At 43.1% G+C, this 16,235-nt stretch carries 21 protein-coding genes; 8 read left to right on the plus strand and 13 right to left on the minus strand.

The features are described from left to right. Complete coding sequence (locus ACLWBB_RS19280) at nucleotides 1–531, minus strand: SRPBCC family protein (RefSeq protein WP_413289200.1); 531 nt, start codon at nucleotides 529–531, stop codon at nucleotides 1–3. Between the two features lie 163 nt (nucleotides 532–694). Between ACLWBB_RS19280 and ACLWBB_RS19285 the strand changes: the two genes are divergently transcribed. Continuing rightward, entirely contained in the window at nucleotides 695–1,234 is a 540-nt protein-coding gene (locus tag ACLWBB_RS19285; RefSeq protein WP_413289201.1) for an SRPBCC family protein, read from the plus strand. Between the two features lie 25 nt (nucleotides 1,235–1,259). Here ACLWBB_RS19285 and ACLWBB_RS19290 read toward each other — a convergent pair whose 3' ends face one another. From ACLWBB_RS19290 to ACLWBB_RS19300, 3 genes are all read right to left on the minus strand, one after another. After that, nucleotides 1,260–1,631: a nuclear transport factor 2 family protein gene (locus tag ACLWBB_RS19290; RefSeq protein WP_413289202.1), complete on the minus strand. Its 372-nt coding sequence runs from the start codon at nucleotides 1,629–1,631 to the stop codon at nucleotides 1,260–1,262. Between the two features lie 9 nt (nucleotides 1,632–1,640). Continuing rightward, nucleotides 1,641–2,024: an iron chaperone gene (locus ACLWBB_RS19295; RefSeq protein WP_413289203.1), complete on the minus strand. Its 384-nt coding sequence runs from the start codon at nucleotides 2,022–2,024 to the stop codon at nucleotides 1,641–1,643. Between the two features lie 73 nt (nucleotides 2,025–2,097). Next, on the minus strand, nucleotides 2,098–4,167 hold the full coding sequence (locus tag ACLWBB_RS19300) for a peroxidase family protein (protein ID WP_413289204.1): 2,070 nt from the start codon (nucleotides 4,165–4,167) through the stop codon (nucleotides 2,098–2,100). Nucleotides 4,168–4,459: 292 nt separating this feature from the next. Here ACLWBB_RS19300 and ACLWBB_RS19305 point away from each other — a divergent pair, with 292 nt between their 5' ends. Beyond that, nucleotides 4,460–5,464 carry a hypothetical protein gene (locus ACLWBB_RS19305; RefSeq protein WP_413289205.1) on the plus strand — a complete coding sequence of 335 codons (1,005 nt, stop codon included), beginning with the start codon at nucleotides 4,460–4,462 and terminating at the stop codon, nucleotides 5,462–5,464. Here ACLWBB_RS19305 and ACLWBB_RS19310 read toward each other — a convergent pair. Next, nucleotides 5,461–6,063, minus strand: coding sequence for a hypothetical protein (locus tag ACLWBB_RS19310; protein ID WP_413289206.1), 603 nt, complete (start codon nucleotides 6,061–6,063; stop codon nucleotides 5,461–5,463). The genes ACLWBB_RS19305 and ACLWBB_RS19310 overlap by 4 nt on opposite strands. A 126-nt stretch (nucleotides 6,064–6,189) precedes the next feature. On the opposite strand from ACLWBB_RS19310, the gene ACLWBB_RS19315 reads away from it, so the two are divergent. After that, nucleotides 6,190–6,567, plus strand: coding sequence for an MGMT family protein (locus ACLWBB_RS19315; RefSeq protein ID WP_413289207.1), 378 nt, complete (start codon nucleotides 6,190–6,192; stop codon nucleotides 6,565–6,567). A gap of 3 nt (nucleotides 6,568–6,570) precedes the next feature. Here the strand turns inward: ACLWBB_RS19315 and ACLWBB_RS19320 are convergent, their stop codons facing one another. From ACLWBB_RS19320 to ACLWBB_RS19335, 4 genes are all read right to left on the minus strand, one after another. Further along, on the minus strand, nucleotides 6,571–6,948 hold the full coding sequence (locus ACLWBB_RS19320) for a VOC family protein (RefSeq protein WP_413289208.1): 378 nt from the start codon (nucleotides 6,946–6,948) through the stop codon (nucleotides 6,571–6,573). A gap of 12 nt (nucleotides 6,949–6,960) precedes the next feature. After that, complete coding sequence (locus ACLWBB_RS19325; protein ID WP_413289209.1) at nucleotides 6,961–8,187, minus strand: MBL fold metallo-hydrolase; 1,227 nt, start codon at nucleotides 8,185–8,187, stop codon at nucleotides 6,961–6,963. A 173-nt stretch (nucleotides 8,188–8,360) separates the two neighbouring features. Then, the gene (locus ACLWBB_RS19330; protein ID WP_413289210.1) at nucleotides 8,361–8,720 is read right to left on the minus strand and encodes a hypothetical protein; all 360 of its coding nucleotides are present in this window, start codon (nucleotides 8,718–8,720) and stop codon (nucleotides 8,361–8,363) included. Nucleotides 8,721–8,744: 24 nt separating this feature from the next. Beyond that, nucleotides 8,745–9,287, minus strand: a complete 543-nt coding sequence (locus ACLWBB_RS19335) for a hypothetical protein (protein WP_413289211.1) — start codon at nucleotides 9,285–9,287, stop codon at nucleotides 8,745–8,747. A gap of 120 nt (nucleotides 9,288–9,407) precedes the next feature. Between ACLWBB_RS19335 and ACLWBB_RS19340 the strand changes: the two genes are divergently transcribed. Next, the gene (locus ACLWBB_RS19340) at nucleotides 9,408–10,310 is read left to right on the plus strand and encodes a LysR family transcriptional regulator (RefSeq protein WP_413289212.1); all 903 of its coding nucleotides are present in this window, start codon (nucleotides 9,408–9,410) and stop codon (nucleotides 10,308–10,310) included. Nucleotides 10,311–10,493: 183 nt separating this feature from the next. After that, nucleotides 10,494–11,729: a hypothetical protein gene (locus ACLWBB_RS19345; protein ID WP_413289213.1), complete on the plus strand. Its 1,236-nt coding sequence runs from the start codon at nucleotides 10,494–10,496 to the stop codon at nucleotides 11,727–11,729. Between the two features lie 13 nt (nucleotides 11,730–11,742). Here ACLWBB_RS19345 and ACLWBB_RS19350 read toward each other — a convergent pair whose 3' ends face one another. Continuing rightward, nucleotides 11,743–12,141: an SRPBCC family protein gene (locus tag ACLWBB_RS19350; RefSeq protein ID WP_413289214.1), complete on the minus strand. Its 399-nt coding sequence runs from the start codon at nucleotides 12,139–12,141 to the stop codon at nucleotides 11,743–11,745. A 15-nt stretch (nucleotides 12,142–12,156) separates the two neighbouring features. After that, complete coding sequence (locus tag ACLWBB_RS19355) at nucleotides 12,157–13,056, minus strand: LysR substrate-binding domain-containing protein (protein ID WP_413289215.1); 900 nt, start codon at nucleotides 13,054–13,056, stop codon at nucleotides 12,157–12,159. A gap of 131 nt (nucleotides 13,057–13,187) precedes the next feature. On the opposite strand from ACLWBB_RS19355, the gene ACLWBB_RS19360 reads away from it, so the two are divergent. Continuing rightward, nucleotides 13,188–14,027 (plus strand): SDR family oxidoreductase, encoded by an 840-nt coding sequence (locus tag ACLWBB_RS19360; RefSeq protein WP_413289216.1) that lies wholly within the window; start codon nucleotides 13,188–13,190, stop codon nucleotides 14,025–14,027. A gap of 45 nt (nucleotides 14,028–14,072) precedes the next feature. On the opposite strand, the gene ACLWBB_RS19365 is transcribed toward ACLWBB_RS19360, so the two are convergent. Then, on the minus strand, nucleotides 14,073–14,555 hold the full coding sequence (locus ACLWBB_RS19365; protein ID WP_413289217.1) for a tetratricopeptide repeat protein: 483 nt from the start codon (nucleotides 14,553–14,555) through the stop codon (nucleotides 14,073–14,075). A 77-nt stretch (nucleotides 14,556–14,632) separates the two neighbouring features. Between ACLWBB_RS19365 and ACLWBB_RS19370 the strand changes: the two genes are divergently transcribed. Together ACLWBB_RS19370 and ACLWBB_RS19375 are read left to right on the plus strand one after the other, a co-directional pair. Further along, the gene (locus tag ACLWBB_RS19370; protein ID WP_413289218.1) at nucleotides 14,633–15,406 is read left to right on the plus strand and encodes an exodeoxyribonuclease III; all 774 of its coding nucleotides are present in this window, start codon (nucleotides 14,633–14,635) and stop codon (nucleotides 15,404–15,406) included. 45 nt (nucleotides 15,407–15,451) lie between these two features. Further along, complete coding sequence (locus ACLWBB_RS19375) at nucleotides 15,452–15,922, plus strand: hypothetical protein (RefSeq protein ID WP_413289219.1); 471 nt, start codon at nucleotides 15,452–15,454, stop codon at nucleotides 15,920–15,922. A 1-nt stretch (nucleotide 15,923) separates the two neighbouring features. On the opposite strand, the gene ACLWBB_RS19380 is transcribed toward ACLWBB_RS19375, so the two are convergent. Next, on the minus strand, nucleotides 15,924–16,235 hold the full coding sequence (locus tag ACLWBB_RS19380; RefSeq protein WP_413289220.1) for an antibiotic biosynthesis monooxygenase family protein: 312 nt from the start codon (nucleotides 16,233–16,235) through the stop codon (nucleotides 15,924–15,926).

Genomic DNA, 16,235 nt, shown 5'->3' on the forward strand with positions numbered 1-16,235 from the left:
CTAGAGTTTTTCCATATAGGTTTTCATAGATGCTAAACCCTCATCAAAATCTTTGATAAGAACTTTCTTGAGGTTTAAAAGCATACAGATGACGTTCATTGGGAATTTGTATTTTCCCTTCATGCCCCATTTTACTTTGGTTTGGGTGGCATCAACTGCTTCCGTAATTAGATAAGCCGCGCTGGTATCTTCCATCGGCTTCTTGAAACGAAGTTCCAAATCAATTCGCTCGCCTTCAATGATGTTTTTAATTTCTTGCTCGCCGACACCCACATCGTCATTTCCAGACCAAGCAGAAATGAAACCTACGGTCCCATCTTCACCGCGATACTCCATTTGGATGTTGGGATCTCTTTTAGCCCATGGGCTCCAGCTATTGTGAGTTTTCAGTTGTTTGAGCTGTGCAAAAATGACGTCTTTAGGTTTTGCGATCACTATTTCGCGTTCAATATTCATTTCTGACGGCGCAATCAGCCCCAGAATAAGAAAAACCCCAACAATAACACCTAACGCGATTAAAACTTTTTTCATTTTTCAGCCTCCCGCCTAGACTTGAACTTACGCTACTTTATAAAGTAAAACTGTTAAGACTAAGTAATGCAAGAACAGATGAGCACTCGTAGGAGAACACAATGGCTACAAAAGCAAAATGTACCGATGTCTATCAATCGAGGTCTAATCAGAGGAGCTTCCTATGTTAAAAAATATTTCGATCGCCTTAGGCGCCATCATTGTTATTCTCGTAGGGGTGTTTATGTACACCTCACGTACAAGTTCAACGGTCGTAGTAGAACATACTCTGAATGCACCTGTTGAAAAAGTTTGGGCTATGTGGAACGACCCAGAAACTATTAAAAAATGGTGGAGCCCCAAAGGTTACACAGCTCCCGTTATCAAAAATGATCTACAGGTCGGTGGAACGTTCCTACTTTCGATGCAAGCTCCCGATGGAAAAATGCATTGGAACAGCGGAAAGTACGTCGAGATTGTTCCGAATCAAAAGATTGTCTCTCGGATGGCTTTCTCTGATGAAAATGGGAATCCCATTCCTGGCTCTCAAGTTCCGGTTCCAGGTAAATGGCCTGACGAGATCACTGTAACTGTTGAGTTCACTGCTCTCAATGGACAAACTAAAGTCAAAGTGACCGAAGAGGGAATTCCAACAGTGATGTCTTTATTTGCAAAAATGGGTTGGCAACAGCAATTTGATAAGTTTGACGAGCTCCTAAAGTAGCTCGTGTAACTCGCTAGAGGCTTTTTCAAAACGCCCCGTTTTCATTCGGGGAATCTTTCATAAGCTCCTGACCAAGATCCCATAATTCTACGACCTTATTATTCTCGAATCGGAAAATGTGCACCACCGCGATAGGAGCCGCATTGGTGTCTTTTCTTAGAACCTGCGAGTGAGTGACAACCGTATTACCATCCTCATAGACATGTTTTACTTCGATGGATTTGTTAGGATGAGTTTTAGAGGCCTCTTCCATTGCAACCATCAAAGAGGTTCTATCCCCTTTAAAATATTGATTATGATGAATAAAGTTGGATGCAATGAATTTGTCGTAAGCAGCTTTAACTTCTCCAGACGCTGCGGCTTTTAAGAAAGATACGGCCATTTCTTTTTTATTCATGCTTGTCTCCTACTTTTTCTTTCTTGAAGCCTTTGCCTTTTTCTTGGCAAGGTTTTCCTGGATGCGAAACTTCACTATTTTCGTCACAAGACCTGTCGGGATCGGCTTATCGATAGGTAGCTTAATCGTGCCCTTAGAAGTTTCATAGGCGCTCAATTTACCTGCAAAAGCTTTAATGGCAGACGGCATCGCATAAAGACCTATGTGGTTTTTAAAACCACCAAAGTACAAGAGTACACCTTCAAAGGAATAGGCTGGCATATGATAGCTGATTTTCTCGGTAGCTTTTGGAGCTGCCTTTTTGATAGTCGTACGCAGTTGCTTTAAGAGCTTTTGTACGTCTTTAGGGAAGTTGGCTATGTATGCATCTACGGTTGTCGAAGTCTTTTCCATGACACTATCCTAATAAAAAAGGAGAAGCTTGCAAGCTTCTCCTTTTCATTAATTTCAATGAACAGTGTCTAAACTATTGCTTCCAAGGAAGGAAAGCTGTCTCTAGACCTTGTACGTTTTTCTTAAGCTCAGGCATGTGTCTTACGATAACTTGACCTAAAGTACCTTCGTCATCAATCCACGCCAAGCCCGCTTTCGTGTAGTATTCAGGCGTGTAGTTAACTGTGAAGAATCTGTCTGCCATCAAACGACGAGAAGCCATCAAGATGAAGATTTGGAACATAGTCTCACCGAAGCCGAAGTTCTTAGGACGAACTTCTTCAGCCAATGTACCAACTAAAAGATCGATTGCTTCAACGTTGTCGTTACCAACAGAATCTTTACCGTATACTCTGTTGAACTTCTCCAATACTGCCATTTGGCGGTCATCCAATTGCTTGTTTGGTGGGAAGAAGTCACGATAAGACTTAATTGGCTTTAAGTTGATACCTCTTCTGAACTGATTGTAACGAGGAACGCCTCTTTCACGATCACGAAGAACGTCAACCATACCCAAATCCATGCTGCCATGGCCAGGAACTGTGAAGTTTTGCATGAAAAGTGGGAAGTTGTTCAACACAAGCTGACCAGGAAGCTGGGTACCAAATGAATAGTACAAATCTCCCAACTTGTGGTTTTCCATCATTGCATAGCTCTTATCATTTCTAGATTCAGCAAATGGAACTGCTTCAGTAACCGTTGGGCTACCTGCTTTTTTCAACTCCAAAGTCTCTGGCAACAAAGAGTGAAGTCTGTATACAGAAGTGAACTCTTCAGTGATGCTGTACGGAACGCCGAAATTGTCTGTTTTATCACCTACGATACCACCGATCAAATAACCAGACTTAGTTCCACCGAACCAATCTGTTTTATTCAACCCAGGAATTCTCTTGATCATTTTTGTCCATGCATTTGGATTTGCAAGACCATACCAGTTGGCATTCATTGCAATTTTCAAAGTATCGTTAGCCAAGATTCCAGGAGTCCACTCAACCGTGTGAATTTTCGCAAGGATAGCTGCATTGATCAAACGCGCAGTTTGGAAAAGTTGTTCATCAAGGCCTTTTTCGTCCAAGACTTTAACGTCTTTACCGTTTTTCCAAGTGAACATTTTTGATTTAGCGTCATATGTAACGTTTTTCTTCAAAAGCATGTCTGCAATCGCATTGTGCTCTTTTACGAAAAGAGTATGAAGCATGCTCAGACCAACCCACCAGTTATCTTTGAAGCCAGTGACTTCGTAACCTTGGTTTTGTCTGTTATCATTAGGGTTCAATTTGTTGCTCTTAGGAAGAACTTCATTGCCACCAACCATAACTGTGCGCATTTTACCGCGAGAGAACGCACGAACTTCGTTTTGCTCAGCTTGGCTGCTTCCGTAAATCTGAGAAGCATCCCACCAGTGAGTTACGTCATTCAAAGTAACTTTTCCACCGTATTCACGTTTGTAAATTTTTGGATCTACTGTGTTCTCTTTTGTTCTATCAATAGCTTGGCGACCGCTTCCTACGTTAATTTCCCAAGGATTGGTTTCCATGTTTTTACCATGTGTAAGCCAGTCATGGTTCATGAACTGGATCCAAACTGCGGCAAGCATATTCAAGAAAGGAACCGGTTTGAATTCATCACGAGTGAAGAAAGTCTGAGAAACAACAGATGGATTTGGAACCATCACAGTTGCTTCTGGATTTTTAACGATAAATGCAGGAGCCACGTTACGACCGAATGCAGTGTTTGCTGCACCCACAAGTGGGTTTTTCAAATCATTACAAGTGCCATCAGCACTTCTAAAGTTTGTGTTGATTTTAGAGCAATCAACCGGAGCATAACCAGAGTAAGCAACATGCGGGTCATGCAGATTGTTTTTCAGAAGACCCTCACGAATCCCCTTAAGAACTATCAAACCGCCTACTTTTCCTTTTTCCGACCAAGTCGTCCAAGGTGTGTCTGCAAGCTCTGAGCTTGGAGCACGTTGTGCTTCTGTATATACTTTTGGTGTACTAGCAACAGGCGTCGTGTCTTGGTTACTAGAGGTTTTAACAAAAGCACAAGATGAGATCACCTGGCTAAAAAGTGCCAGGGCTAATGGGATCCGTTTATTCATGCAAACTCCTTTTACATCAATATTTAAGCTGATACCTAGTCAGTATATTTATAATAGAGAGTCTGGGAAGTCTGGTTTCTTGGTCACGACCTTTGAGCTGATGAATTTGTCCCGTTACTATTCTTTGGTCTAGGGAATATTTGCAAAGTACCCTAAGAACTCCTGCACTCGGAACAACACGATCTGGAACGAATCACTTATAACTAGCCTAAGAGAAGTCGTATTCATCAAACTATTTCTGCTAATTAAATAGTGATGTTAGTATGAAAGTGGACTTCGGAGGATTATACGAATGAAGAAGAAGACGATGATTTCTGCAGCACTCGGCGGAGTGTTCGTTTTTTCAATTTTGACTTACACAATGGTCGACTTTTTTATTGAACCAAAAGAAACTCGTCTGCCAGCTTCCGTACCTAGCAACTATGAATCTTTGAAGGCTTGCGAAAAACAAGAAATTCTCTGGGATAAAGTAAAAGCTAGCGTTTATAAGACTCTTCCGGAATATCGCAGTTTGGGCTTTCTTCAAATGCTTGCTTTAGGCAAACAAGAGATTTCCCTGAAAGGTTCATTTCATTCTGACTTTGCACCAAAAGGTTGGAAAAAGTACCTGCACGGTCGAGGCGCCATTGGAAAAGTGAAAGTCGTTCCCGTTGGTAACAAGTATACCGGCATCTTTCAAGGTGCTGACTGTGCTCTTCTTCGTCTCTCACTGACTTCTAAAGTATCTGGAGACCGAGCTGTTGCACCGGGCTTGGCTTTCAAGGTGCTCCGCGATGGCATTTACAGCGCCAATATTTCTGCTCTTGTTTCTTTGACAGGCCAAGATCATGAGTACAACTTCTTTAAAAATGCTATGTCCAATATCGTTCCTGTGGCTGACGGAATCGGACCAGGGTGGGTACACAGTATTTTCAGCAAAGTGACCGCCTACCCTGAAGAGCTTGTCGTTGCAGATATGGCTACGATTAATGCGCAGGGAATTACAGCAAATAACGTTGTGGCTCCTCGCCAGATTTTCTTTGAGCCTGCGGGTGGATTGAAATTCAGCTCGACAGAGCACGATGTGCGCAACGACTTTGCAACAATTCCTGCAGGCACGACGATTTATCATGTTCGTGTAGTTTCAAATGAACACAAAGACTTTAACTATCTTGAAAACTATACAGCTGAAAAAGTTGAAGGATTTTTTAAAGACTCTGAGCATATTGCAGACATCGTTTCAACGTCTGAATTTGTAAGCTCTGAATTTGGCGACGACGGAATTTTCTTCCGTCATCAGATAAGACCTAAATACTAGTTTGGATGTTCTTCACGAAGTAAGTGGATTTTTTGGCTGACAGCCTGAAGACTTTGTCCCAAAGAATCCGCGTTTTGTTCTAAGATTCTCATCTTAGCACTCTGCCCTTCTCGACGAAGATTGTTTGCTTCATCAATTAAAGGACGTAGACGGGACTCGAACTCTTCGAGGCGACCTGCCAATCTTGCTTTCTCTTCTATAGACAGAGGCTGACCCTCTTGAATTCTAAAGCTACTCAACGAAAGAGTTAGTTCGCGCACCTTTTCACCCAACATACGGAACTCTTCCATTTTTTGAGCTTGCTCGGTTTTGCGTGCTTGTAATTGCTCCGCACGAATAGCCACCAAGCTTGCTGCAGCTTCAGCTTGCGCACGAAGCTCGGTCAAGGCATTGGACATATTGATGACTTCTTCCGAGACCCCTTCGCCACATTCGGCAAAAAGTTTAATCAAGCGTTCAGCCTGTTCAAAGTCGAAGTCCGATTTGAGGTCCATGGTATCAATTTTTTGACCAAGACGAACCATTTCAGAAAAATAGTTATCTAGTTTTACAATAGCTTCTACGAGGGACGACGGATTTTTTATTTTAATTTCAGACATGCCGCGGTTTATGGCACAACCCCCCGCAGAAGCCAAATTTTTACTTTGGAAGAAACCGTAACACCGGGCTTCGGGCGTCCTTTTAGATCTTGTTCGAAATGAAAATCTCTAATAGTTTCAATAGCTATGAGAGAACCCTCTGAATTTTCGAAAAAGGTCCTTAAACTCATTAGCCAAGTTCCTAAAGGAGCCGTGGCAACCTATGGTCAAATAGCAAAGCTTGCAGGCAAGCCTCAGGGTTCGAGAGGGGTTTCTTGGATTCTTCATTCAAGTTCCAAAGCCTACAATCTGCCATGGCAAAGGATCTTAGGATCAAGCGGGAAGATATCTTTTCCGGCGGGGTCTACAGAGTTCAAAAAGCAGAAAAAACTGCTTATTAGCGAAGGTATTGAGTTTAACGAAAAAAACGAAATCGATCTTAAAAAGTTCCAATGGAAGAAAACGCCGTCTGTTAAAAAGACCTCTGCAAAAGGCCCTCGGCTTTTTGCTTCCACCAAGGATTAAGCCTTACTTCATCGAGTGCAGCCCAAACATATTTCCTTCTGTATCAAAGACAATTGAAATATGTCCATATTGGCCAATTGAAATTTTTGATTTTTGGATTCTACCGCCAAACTCTTTGACTCGCTTTTCCTCAACACCGCAATCATCACAAGAGAAATAGATCAGGACGCTAGTAGTTCCCGGTTCAAAACCTTTCATCTTGCAAATCGCTCCACTGGCTCCGGCAGCCGACATGGATCCAGGAAAAGCCCACATTTCAAGATCAGGATTGGTTTCGCCAAGTTTTTCTAGTTTTGTCTGAAGCACATTCTCGTAAAATGTCTTTGCGCGATTGATGTCAGAAACATAGATTTCAAACCAACCCACTGGATTGTTTTTCATAATGTGTCCTTTCTAGTTTTTGCGTGCCTTGATTCTTCGTAACTGCGCCTTCTGATAAGAGGCAAATTCACCGTTAAAAAGAGAGCGTACCAAAGGATCTTCCATAATATCTACATGTTTAATTTCATTTTCGATCGTAGGCGTAAAAACCATATGGTTGATTCGCACATACATAGAAGTAAGTGCCTCACCCTCTTGTAAAGCTGTATACAGTCTGGCAATGGGAACTTCCGTGAACCATCCTATAGGACTAGCGCTTTCCCCGACAAACTCGATCTTTCCATCATAGAGGCTATAGCAGAAATTTTGCGCGACACCCTTATGATCGTAAACCGCAAGTTGCCACAATCGTGGTTTATCAAAATATGGATCTATAGCTGGCTCCAGCGAGTTGTACTTATCCAAAATCCCCTTCGTGCAATAGGTGTAAACCAGATTTGTCTGCTCAGCAGTCAGTGGTTCAAAATGCCGAGCGATTTCTGCTGTTGTTAGGGGCTTTATATCTGGATTGTATTCGTAATCCAGATCTTGCCTACCGACTGGCAGTACCCAACTCAGTGATGAAGCTGTCTCTATGCCATTTGCGCTTAAACTCACTGAAACAGAAGGATTCAGTCTTATCACCTGAGTCTTAGGTAAAGCAGTTGCAATTTCTTTCTGGAATTGTTGATAAGTAATGGGAAAAAACGCTTGGTTATACCACGACCAATCTTCCATCTGAAACTGACAAGAACTCGGAACCACATAGCGCGGATTTAAAACCTGTAGTTGCTCTATCCACTCTGGAGGTAGTTCCAACGAAGCGGGCTCTGAGCGTGAAGGCGCGAGGACTTCCAATTCGCGCATTGTTTGAAAAGGCCAGAGAATCATATCCCACGAACCTTTTCTAACTAACAAATCCAACGTGGAATAATCAATCCAAGAATCCACCACGTTTAAGACATTAACTCCCGCAGCTTTGATTTGGTAAAGAGAATCCACATCCGCATCCAGGGCTCTTCGCGGGGTGACTTCTATCGATCCGATATTTACTGGCGTATCTAGATCGAGAGAGTAGACCTTAGTAAAACCAAGCTCGCGAATTAGTTCTAACATTTCTTCAAATAGGCAATAGATATAGATCGGTGTCTTTCGATCTAAAAGATTTAAGCTTTCTAAAGAACAGTGGTCATCGTGATAGTGAGAAATAAATACGGCGTCTAATGAAAGCGCTTTTATCTGATTATGATCAAAGCGCACACTAGGAAATGCATAACAATTTCGACTGAAAGGATTTTCAAAGATGGGATCAAAGGCAATTCGAGTGTTTTCACACTCGAATATGTAACCTGCATGCAAGATTCGCGAAATTTTTAGTGCCACAGCAACGCATATTACTGGGACGCCTGTCGTAAATCCAGCGGCAAACTGCCCTACTCAAAAAAACAAATGCCTTTGTAATTATGATTCATCTTTGTACCGCATGTACCACTGATACTAATGCGATAAGCCGGAAACTCAGAATCTGGAATCATGTCAAAAGTGCAATGGCCAGATTCAACAACTAAAGTCGAATTGGCGGGGTCCACAGACTCTCTGGATTTACTAACAATTTGAACTGTCGTTTCATCTTGTGCAGAGACTAAGTTGAACACCACAGCTTGCTTTGTTAGACCACCTTTACCGCTTAGATTGGGTTCGTATCCAGAACAGTTATAGCTGACAGCGGCGCGCGCACTCGCAAAACCTGATATTGCAGTCACAATCAAAAATGCCGTAATATTCTTTTTCATTTTCTTAACTCCTTAAGATTAGTTTTAGCAGGCCATGCCAGAACTGTAAGTCAGTTCGCAGTCCAAGATTTGGGTATCGATTGGAATGTCGCTTTTTTTGTTTCTGAGATCGCCGTGGAAAATGCCTTTGAATTTGGCTGATCCATTCCTGTCATTGCACTCGTCTTTTTCTGCTTCGAAATCCCACTTTACAGCCTTGCCGTCAGTATCAAATGCCGTCACGGTGTTTGGAATCGCGACGACCGAGAAGCCACCCCACAAATTAACTTTGTTTTCGTAATAGTTGTTTGCAGTCACAGTAATAACTCCCAAAGGCGAGTTATGGAATGTTTGACCATAAGGCTTTGACTCGTGTGGAGTTGGCAGAATATGTTTTTGACCGTTAATAGTGACAGAGATCTCGGGAGCATAGTCCTCTGAGTAGTTTGCACGGTGTAAGTAAAATTCAATGACTTGGTTCGAGCCCGAGTTCATCGCAGATTTGCAAACCAACGTGTGGCCACCTGAATGTGCCAATGCGCCCGTCGAGATCAATAAGAGTACCAAAGAAGTAATTACATGTTTCATTTCTAAATCTCCTGATAAAGATGAATACAAGCGCAAACTAGTTTACTTCCATTAGTTTGAAAATTAGAATGATTGTATATTTGATATCGAATTTTTAGATATATATAAGTGGTTGAAATTATGGAGTTAAATTACCTTCGTGTGTTTTTTGAAGTGGCAAAATCAGGCAAGTTCTCGGATGCCGCAAGAAAAATGAATATCAGTCAATCGGCATTAAGTCGATCTGTGGCCCTTCTAGAAGAAAGCGAAGGAGTCACCCTTTTTGACCGCTCTAAAAAAGGTGTCGCTTTGACACCCAAGGGACAAGAGGTTTTTCATCTTTGCGAACAACTGTTTCGTACCGAAAAAGAGATAGAAAATCTTTGCCGTGGGATTCAGGAAAAATGCGAAGGGCCACTACGTTTCTCAGCAGCAGATCACGTCATCAACGATTACCTGGTTAAGCCTCTGCATGAATTCCGCAGAAAATACAATAAGGTGGTTCCCAGTATCCGTTCTGGCACTCCAGACGAAGTGATCCAAGCAGTGCTCAACACCGACTGTGAGTTTGGACTTCTCTTTGCGAAGGTGAATCTTCCCAATGTCGAGTACCGAATTCTTCATCGCGAAGCTATGGCGGTTGTTTGCCATCCCCGTCTGTGGAAAGAGAATAAATCTTCTAGTAACGAAAAAACTCTGAAAGCTATCCTTAAAAACTATGGTTATATCTGCTCTATTGGGGCTCTTCTAGAAACTCGCCCGTCTCGAGTAATTATGGAGCTATTTGGAGAAGCTCCTCAAATTGGGCTTGAAACCAATAGCCAAGAGTCGCAAAAGCGCTTCTGTCTTGCCGGAGAAGGCGTCGCTTACCTATCTCGCTTCATGGTCGCCAAAGAAATTGAAAGCGGCAAGCTCTTCGAGATTCCAGTCGATCATCCTCATTCATTTAACCTTTGGCTGGCCACCGCAAAGGGAAAGCATCTAAGCCTCACCTCACGAATGTTTTTAAAGCACCTTCGCCCTGATATGGAGTGGAATGTTTGACAGTAGTGTATAGAACTTTTCTACCGATTTGATTGTTTAGGAAATGTTTTAAAAACTGAAAAACTCTTGGTTGAAAAATTTAAAATTCGACAGAGAGAAAATCCCAAAGAAAAACACTCTGCACACAGGGCTTTGTCTTTACAGAAAAATCTAAGAAACTAGTAAGAGACTCATGGAGGAAGTATGACGTCTTTTACGAAATATGGTGGCCTTACGGCGCTGGCCTTGCTGGTGGCCCTGGGCTTTCAGAACTGCGCTCAGGTTCAAGATCAAGAGCAGTGGTCTGAATTCAAAATGTCTTCGACGTCTACTGGTTATGGCAACATCAACGAAGGTGTTGAAAGCATTCTGCTTAAAAGCAAAATCTCTGAGCAAAATCCTCATAGATGTGTAAAAACCAGAGAAAACTGTTTTAGTGAAACCTTTAAGCAACCTATCAAAAATACCCGAGCCGTGGATGTACTTTTTGTAGTGCAAACCTCGGCTTCTATCAGTGCTCAACGCCAGGCTATAGTTGCGGGTATAAACGACTTCATTACTTCGTTACCAATGGGTTCTAACTTTAATATTGGTGTCATGTTAGCGCACGGAAGCAGATCAAATTGGGCTGGACGCCTCTATCGTGCTCAGGCTGAGCCGATCGTACTTAAATCTGCCGAGCTTACAAACGCGCAGATTCAAGAATACATAGGTATGAAACTGAACCAAGTGGTGATGGATCCAGACGCGGGTGGAGGCGAGGAGGGGCTCTTCTCATTATACCGCGGGATTACCACGCCTGTTCTGCTGTCAGATTCCCAAGGAGCGGGATTCTTTCGAGCAGACGCAGCTCTTGGCGTAGTTTTCGTTGCTGATCGTAGAGACATCTGCGCCGTCGTCCCAGCAGGTGTTGCACCAGAAACAGACCCAAATAAACTAGCCGCCCGCAATCGAGATTGTGAGGGGCTGACTGCCAATGGTCTTTCCAACCAATTAAAAGTATTAAAGGGCACACTCCCCCTAGCTGTTTCTGGGATTATCTATGCGGATGCTCCGGCGCCAGCGGGTAAGGAGATCGGCTATGGTTATACAGATATGATCGCACTAAATCCTGGTGTCGCTATTGATATTGCCAATGATGATATCGATCAGGGCTTGGCCTCTATTGCAGAACTGAGCGGCCAACAGATGATGGTGCAAAACGAATTTATTCTTGATTACACAGGGATCGATCCTAAAACAGTGATCGTCACTGTGAACGGAGTGGGCGTTGCCTATACTTTGGATGGCAACAAAGTCACAATCAAATCCACTATTCCGGCTGGCGCCGTCGTCGTGATTGCATATTGCTTAAAATCCAAACCAAATACCAATGGCTGCCATCATCGAATGAAGAAAGGCCACAAAGACGGGTCAAAGAAATACAAGAACCGCCACTAAGTGAATCTAGCAACTATCTTTCTAAGATGGATTTGAGCTTCGCGAGGTCCGCCATGATCTGATTAGCGTCGTTTTTAAAATCCTCATCAGACATACGAGGCAAACGATAAAGAGTAAACATGACTTCGCTGCCATCAGAGTTTTTGATCACACGAAATGGATTATGATTCGTTTCACCATTTGGAAGAGTCACATCATGATCCATGACGCCGAAACGATTTCTATCAGCGAATTTAATGCGTACAATCCCCATCGGAGACTCCGCCACCCACGTATCATCTGACTTTGTCACTTTGGCATCGCTAAGGCCAGCTGCCCACATGTGCAGGTTTTCGGGGTTAGACGTGAACTCATAGACTTCTTGAGATGGGCGCTGAATAGATACGCTGATGTGTTTTGCTTGATAAGTCATATTGTAATCCTTCTACTACTTCTGGCTTTTAAGGACTGATTGCAAATCTTCTAAGAGGTAATCCATTGTCATTTTCAGCCTTGCTGATGAGGATGAAGACAAAGGAGATATCATTGATACGGGTAATCCCATACTTCTCCACTCTGGCAGCACCCGTACTATTTTTCCAGACTCTAGATCATTTTCACAGAGGTAATTTGGCACGAGAGCCACGCCGCCATCTGCAAGCACCATTTTGAGAATGCTGCTCATTTGATTTGAACTGATGCGGTTATTAACGGGAACATGAGCAGTGCCACCTTTTGTCGATGTGAGTTTCCACTTTCTGAAATGCTGACTACTGAGGCTTAAACAATCATGCTTTTCGAGATCCTTGGGACTTCGAATCTTTTCTTTGTTACTTAAGTATTTCGGAGTTGCCACAGCAATCAAAATAACATCGCCAGCGCGTTTAACTTTGAAGCTGCTTTCGTTCGGGCGACCAATGCGAATAGCTATATCAAATCCATCTTTCACAAGGTCAATGAGCTCATTTGTGTATTTTAGTTCAAAACTGAGTCGCGGATGTCGCTGAGTGAGCTTTGCCACCGCCGGAGCAATGACATAAGTTCCTAGATCTTCTGGAGCCGTGATCTTTACCAAACCTGACAGAAGACTGTCCCCTCCATTTAAAGATTTCTGCGCATCTTCTAAAATTTGAATCGGCCCTAGGCTTGTTTCATAAAAAACTCGGCCGGCAGCTGTTAACGAAAGGCTTCTAGTAGTTCTTACTATGAGCTTAGTGCCAGATTCTTTCTCGAGTCGAGAGACAGCTTTACTGATTGTTGATTTAGGCAAATTCAATAAATCCGCAGCTTTAGAAAAGCTGCCGTTTTGCACGACTTTAACGAAGATTCTGGTTAGGTCTAAATTCATAGGCCCTCCGATTGTTTCTATATGGAAACATTATTATTCAATTAGTGCCACTAATCAACAATGGGAAAATAGACGATACTATCTAAGTCAGGCCAGCATAGAGATTGGCCAACGAACTTAAGGAGTATCCCATGAAACAAGATCTAATTTTAGTAACAGGCGCCTCTGGCACAGTCGGCACAGAACTTATTCGCCTCTTGAAAGCTGAAGGCCACAAGATCCGCGCCACCACTAGTAAAACACCTAAAGATGCCTCTTCAGTGCATGTAAACTTAGCCACCGGAGAAGGCATTCGTGAAGCCTTTGAGGGTGTAGATAAAGTTTTTCTACTGTCCCCTCCCGGATATGCAGACCAATACAAAATGCTTTCACCCATGATTCAAGAGGCAAAACGCCGTGGGGTTAAGAAAGTCGTTTTGATGACAGCTATGGGTGCCAATGCCTCGGATGAGACCCCTTTCCGTCGTGCCGAGATCGAGCTTGAAAAGTCTGGGCTGACTTACAATATCGTTCGTCCAAACTGGTTTATGGAAAACTTCAATACGTTCTGGATTCAAGGTATTCGCGAGCACGGAAAAATCCTTTTGCCTGCCGGTAAAGCTAAAACTAGCTTCATCGATGCAAAAGATATCTCGGCGGTGATTGCGAAACTTCTAACGACAGATAAGTTTGATAACAAAGACTTTGATCTAACAGGCCCTCAAGCCTTGGATCATGATGAAGTGGCTAAAGCTATTTCGGATGTGACAGGCAAGAAAATCGTTTACCAAGAAATTCAACCCAATGAACTCAAAGTGGGCCTCTTGGCTGCGGGTCTTCCAGCAGACTATACAGAATTCTTACTCGCAATCCTTGGTTTCTTACGTGAAGGTTACAGCGCAAGAACCACAACGAGTGTAAAAGACATTCTTGGTCGCGCACCTGGAGATATCAAACAATATGCTCAAGCTCACAAGCAGGCTTGGTTATAAGAATCAAATCCACCGAGTTCTGGTTTCGTCAGAACTCGGTTTCTTCTATTTCCAAGTTTCATCGAGCTTGTCTGAGTAAAATCTCAAGGCCTTGTCATATTGTTTGATGTTCCCATCGCTCGTTGTATCTATAAGATGGATAAGAAGCTCGCCCACAGAGTCATGGAATTTTCCAAGATTATACAAAGTCAGAGCTCTAAATACTTTTAGGGCCCGGTCCTCTGGGAACTCTTGAATCCCTTTGTCGAAGGTTTTCAGAGATTTCTCATACTCACCCAAACATCTATACGTACTTCCGAGTCCAAGGAACGCCCCTTGACGATCCTCCGCAAGCCCATGAGCAATCGCGGCTTCATAATATGGCACGGCGGCAGATTCATTCCCCATGAAATCACAAGTCCAAGCCAGCTGGTAGTTTACGTCGGGATCTGTGGGGTGCGATTCATGAAGACTTTTTAAAATCTTCATCGCCTCTTCAGGTTTATTGTTTTTTCGAAGCTGTTTGGCTTCTTCTAACTTTGTTTTCATAAACACCTTCTATGAATCTGTGTGCCTTGAATTGCTTTTCCTTTCATGGAATCCTACAGAAAAGCACAGGAAGCAATATGAAACTGATCTCATGGAATGTAAATGGCTTACGGGCGGTCCACAAAAAGAACTTTCGAGAATGGTTCGAGAAAGAAAAAGCCGATGTCGTTTGCCTGCAAGAAATTAAAATTACTGACGATGTGATTAAGGGCGATGAAACCTTCTATCATCCAGCTCGCTATCATTCTTCGTGGGCTTTTGCTGAAAAAGCAGGGTACTCGGGCTTGGCTCTTTACTCGCGCAAAGAACCTGATGATGTCCGTGTGGGTATTGGTATTCCTAAATTCGACCGCGAAGGCCGTTGGTTAGAAGCGGATTTTGGCCAAATCACTGTCATCAATAGCTATTGGCCAAACAGCCAACGCGATCATGCCCGTCTGCCTTTTAAATTGGAATTCTGTGCAGCAGCTGAGAAAAGGCTGCAAGCTCTCAGAAAAAAAGGCCGCGAAGTGATTATTTGCGGTGATTTCAATATTGCTCACAGAGAAATCGATCTTCGAAATCCAAAAACCAATGTGAACAATGCGGGCTTTCTTCCGGAAGAGCGTGCTTGGATGACCAAGTTCTTGGATAAGCTTGAATGGGTGGATAGTTTCCGCAAATTCGAGCAGGGACCTGATCACTATACGTGGTGGAGCTACCGTCCAGGTGTTCGAGAAAAGAACATTGGTTGGCGCTTGGATTACTTCTTGGTGAACAAGGAAGCCTCGGACCGCTTAAAGGCGGCAGCCCACTGTCCAGATGTGATGGGCTCAGACCACTGCCCTGTGCGCTTGACCTTGAAAAAGTAATTGAAAGGACAGAGCAGTTCCACCTAAACTTGTTTTGAGGTGATTATGTCCAAGATCTTTTTCTTTGTTTTAGTCGCGACTGTTGGTTCCGTAAGTTTTGCGGCAGAACAAGCCCTTTACTTACCGGAAAGTATCTCTTTCGTAACATCGAAGGACGGTCCTTACGAAGCTAAGTACAGCAACGCTGTTCGCTACCGCATGACTGTGAACAACCCTGTCGGCGGCGAAGGCTCACAAAAAATTATTTTCGAAAAATTTGCCTCAGGCCGATATGGGACTCCAGACAAAATCATTTTCAAAAAAGAAGTCGTTGTTACAGACCTGCCAAAGATTAAAGAGTTCGTTGATAACATTGCCAAAAAATCTGTCGAGGCGACCTATGGCTGTTGCGGAGTCAGCAACGTAAGCTGGAGCGAATACCAAGTTAAATTCCAGGTTCAGAGAGAAAACAAATCTTTCGCCTGCGAAACGACCGAATTCACAGACGGTAAGTTTAAGGTTACTTGCAAAGAGTAGTCTAAATATCCCCAAAGCTATATTGTCTTTCGACTTTACATACACGGACTTCGTATCCTGTATACCAGCTATTCTTACCGCTCTTTTGAGCTTCTAGGTGCTCTAGGTTTTGCTTCCAACTTTTGATGTCTTCAAGAGATTTCCAATAAGACACTGTGATACCAAAGCCATCATCACCACGGACAGATTGAATGCCCAAAAAACCGTTTTGGTTGGCGCTCAATTTCTCCATGCGCTCGGCCATTTCATCATAACCATCTGCTTCCGATGGTTTTCGCGAGGTAAAGATCACAGCATAGTATGGTGTCTGCAT

Origin of the sequence: Bdellovibrio sp. HCB337 (assembly GCF_047302465.1) — a bacterium.
Lineage (GTDB): Bacteria > Bdellovibrionota > Bdellovibrionia > Bdellovibrionales > Bdellovibrionaceae > JACMRP01.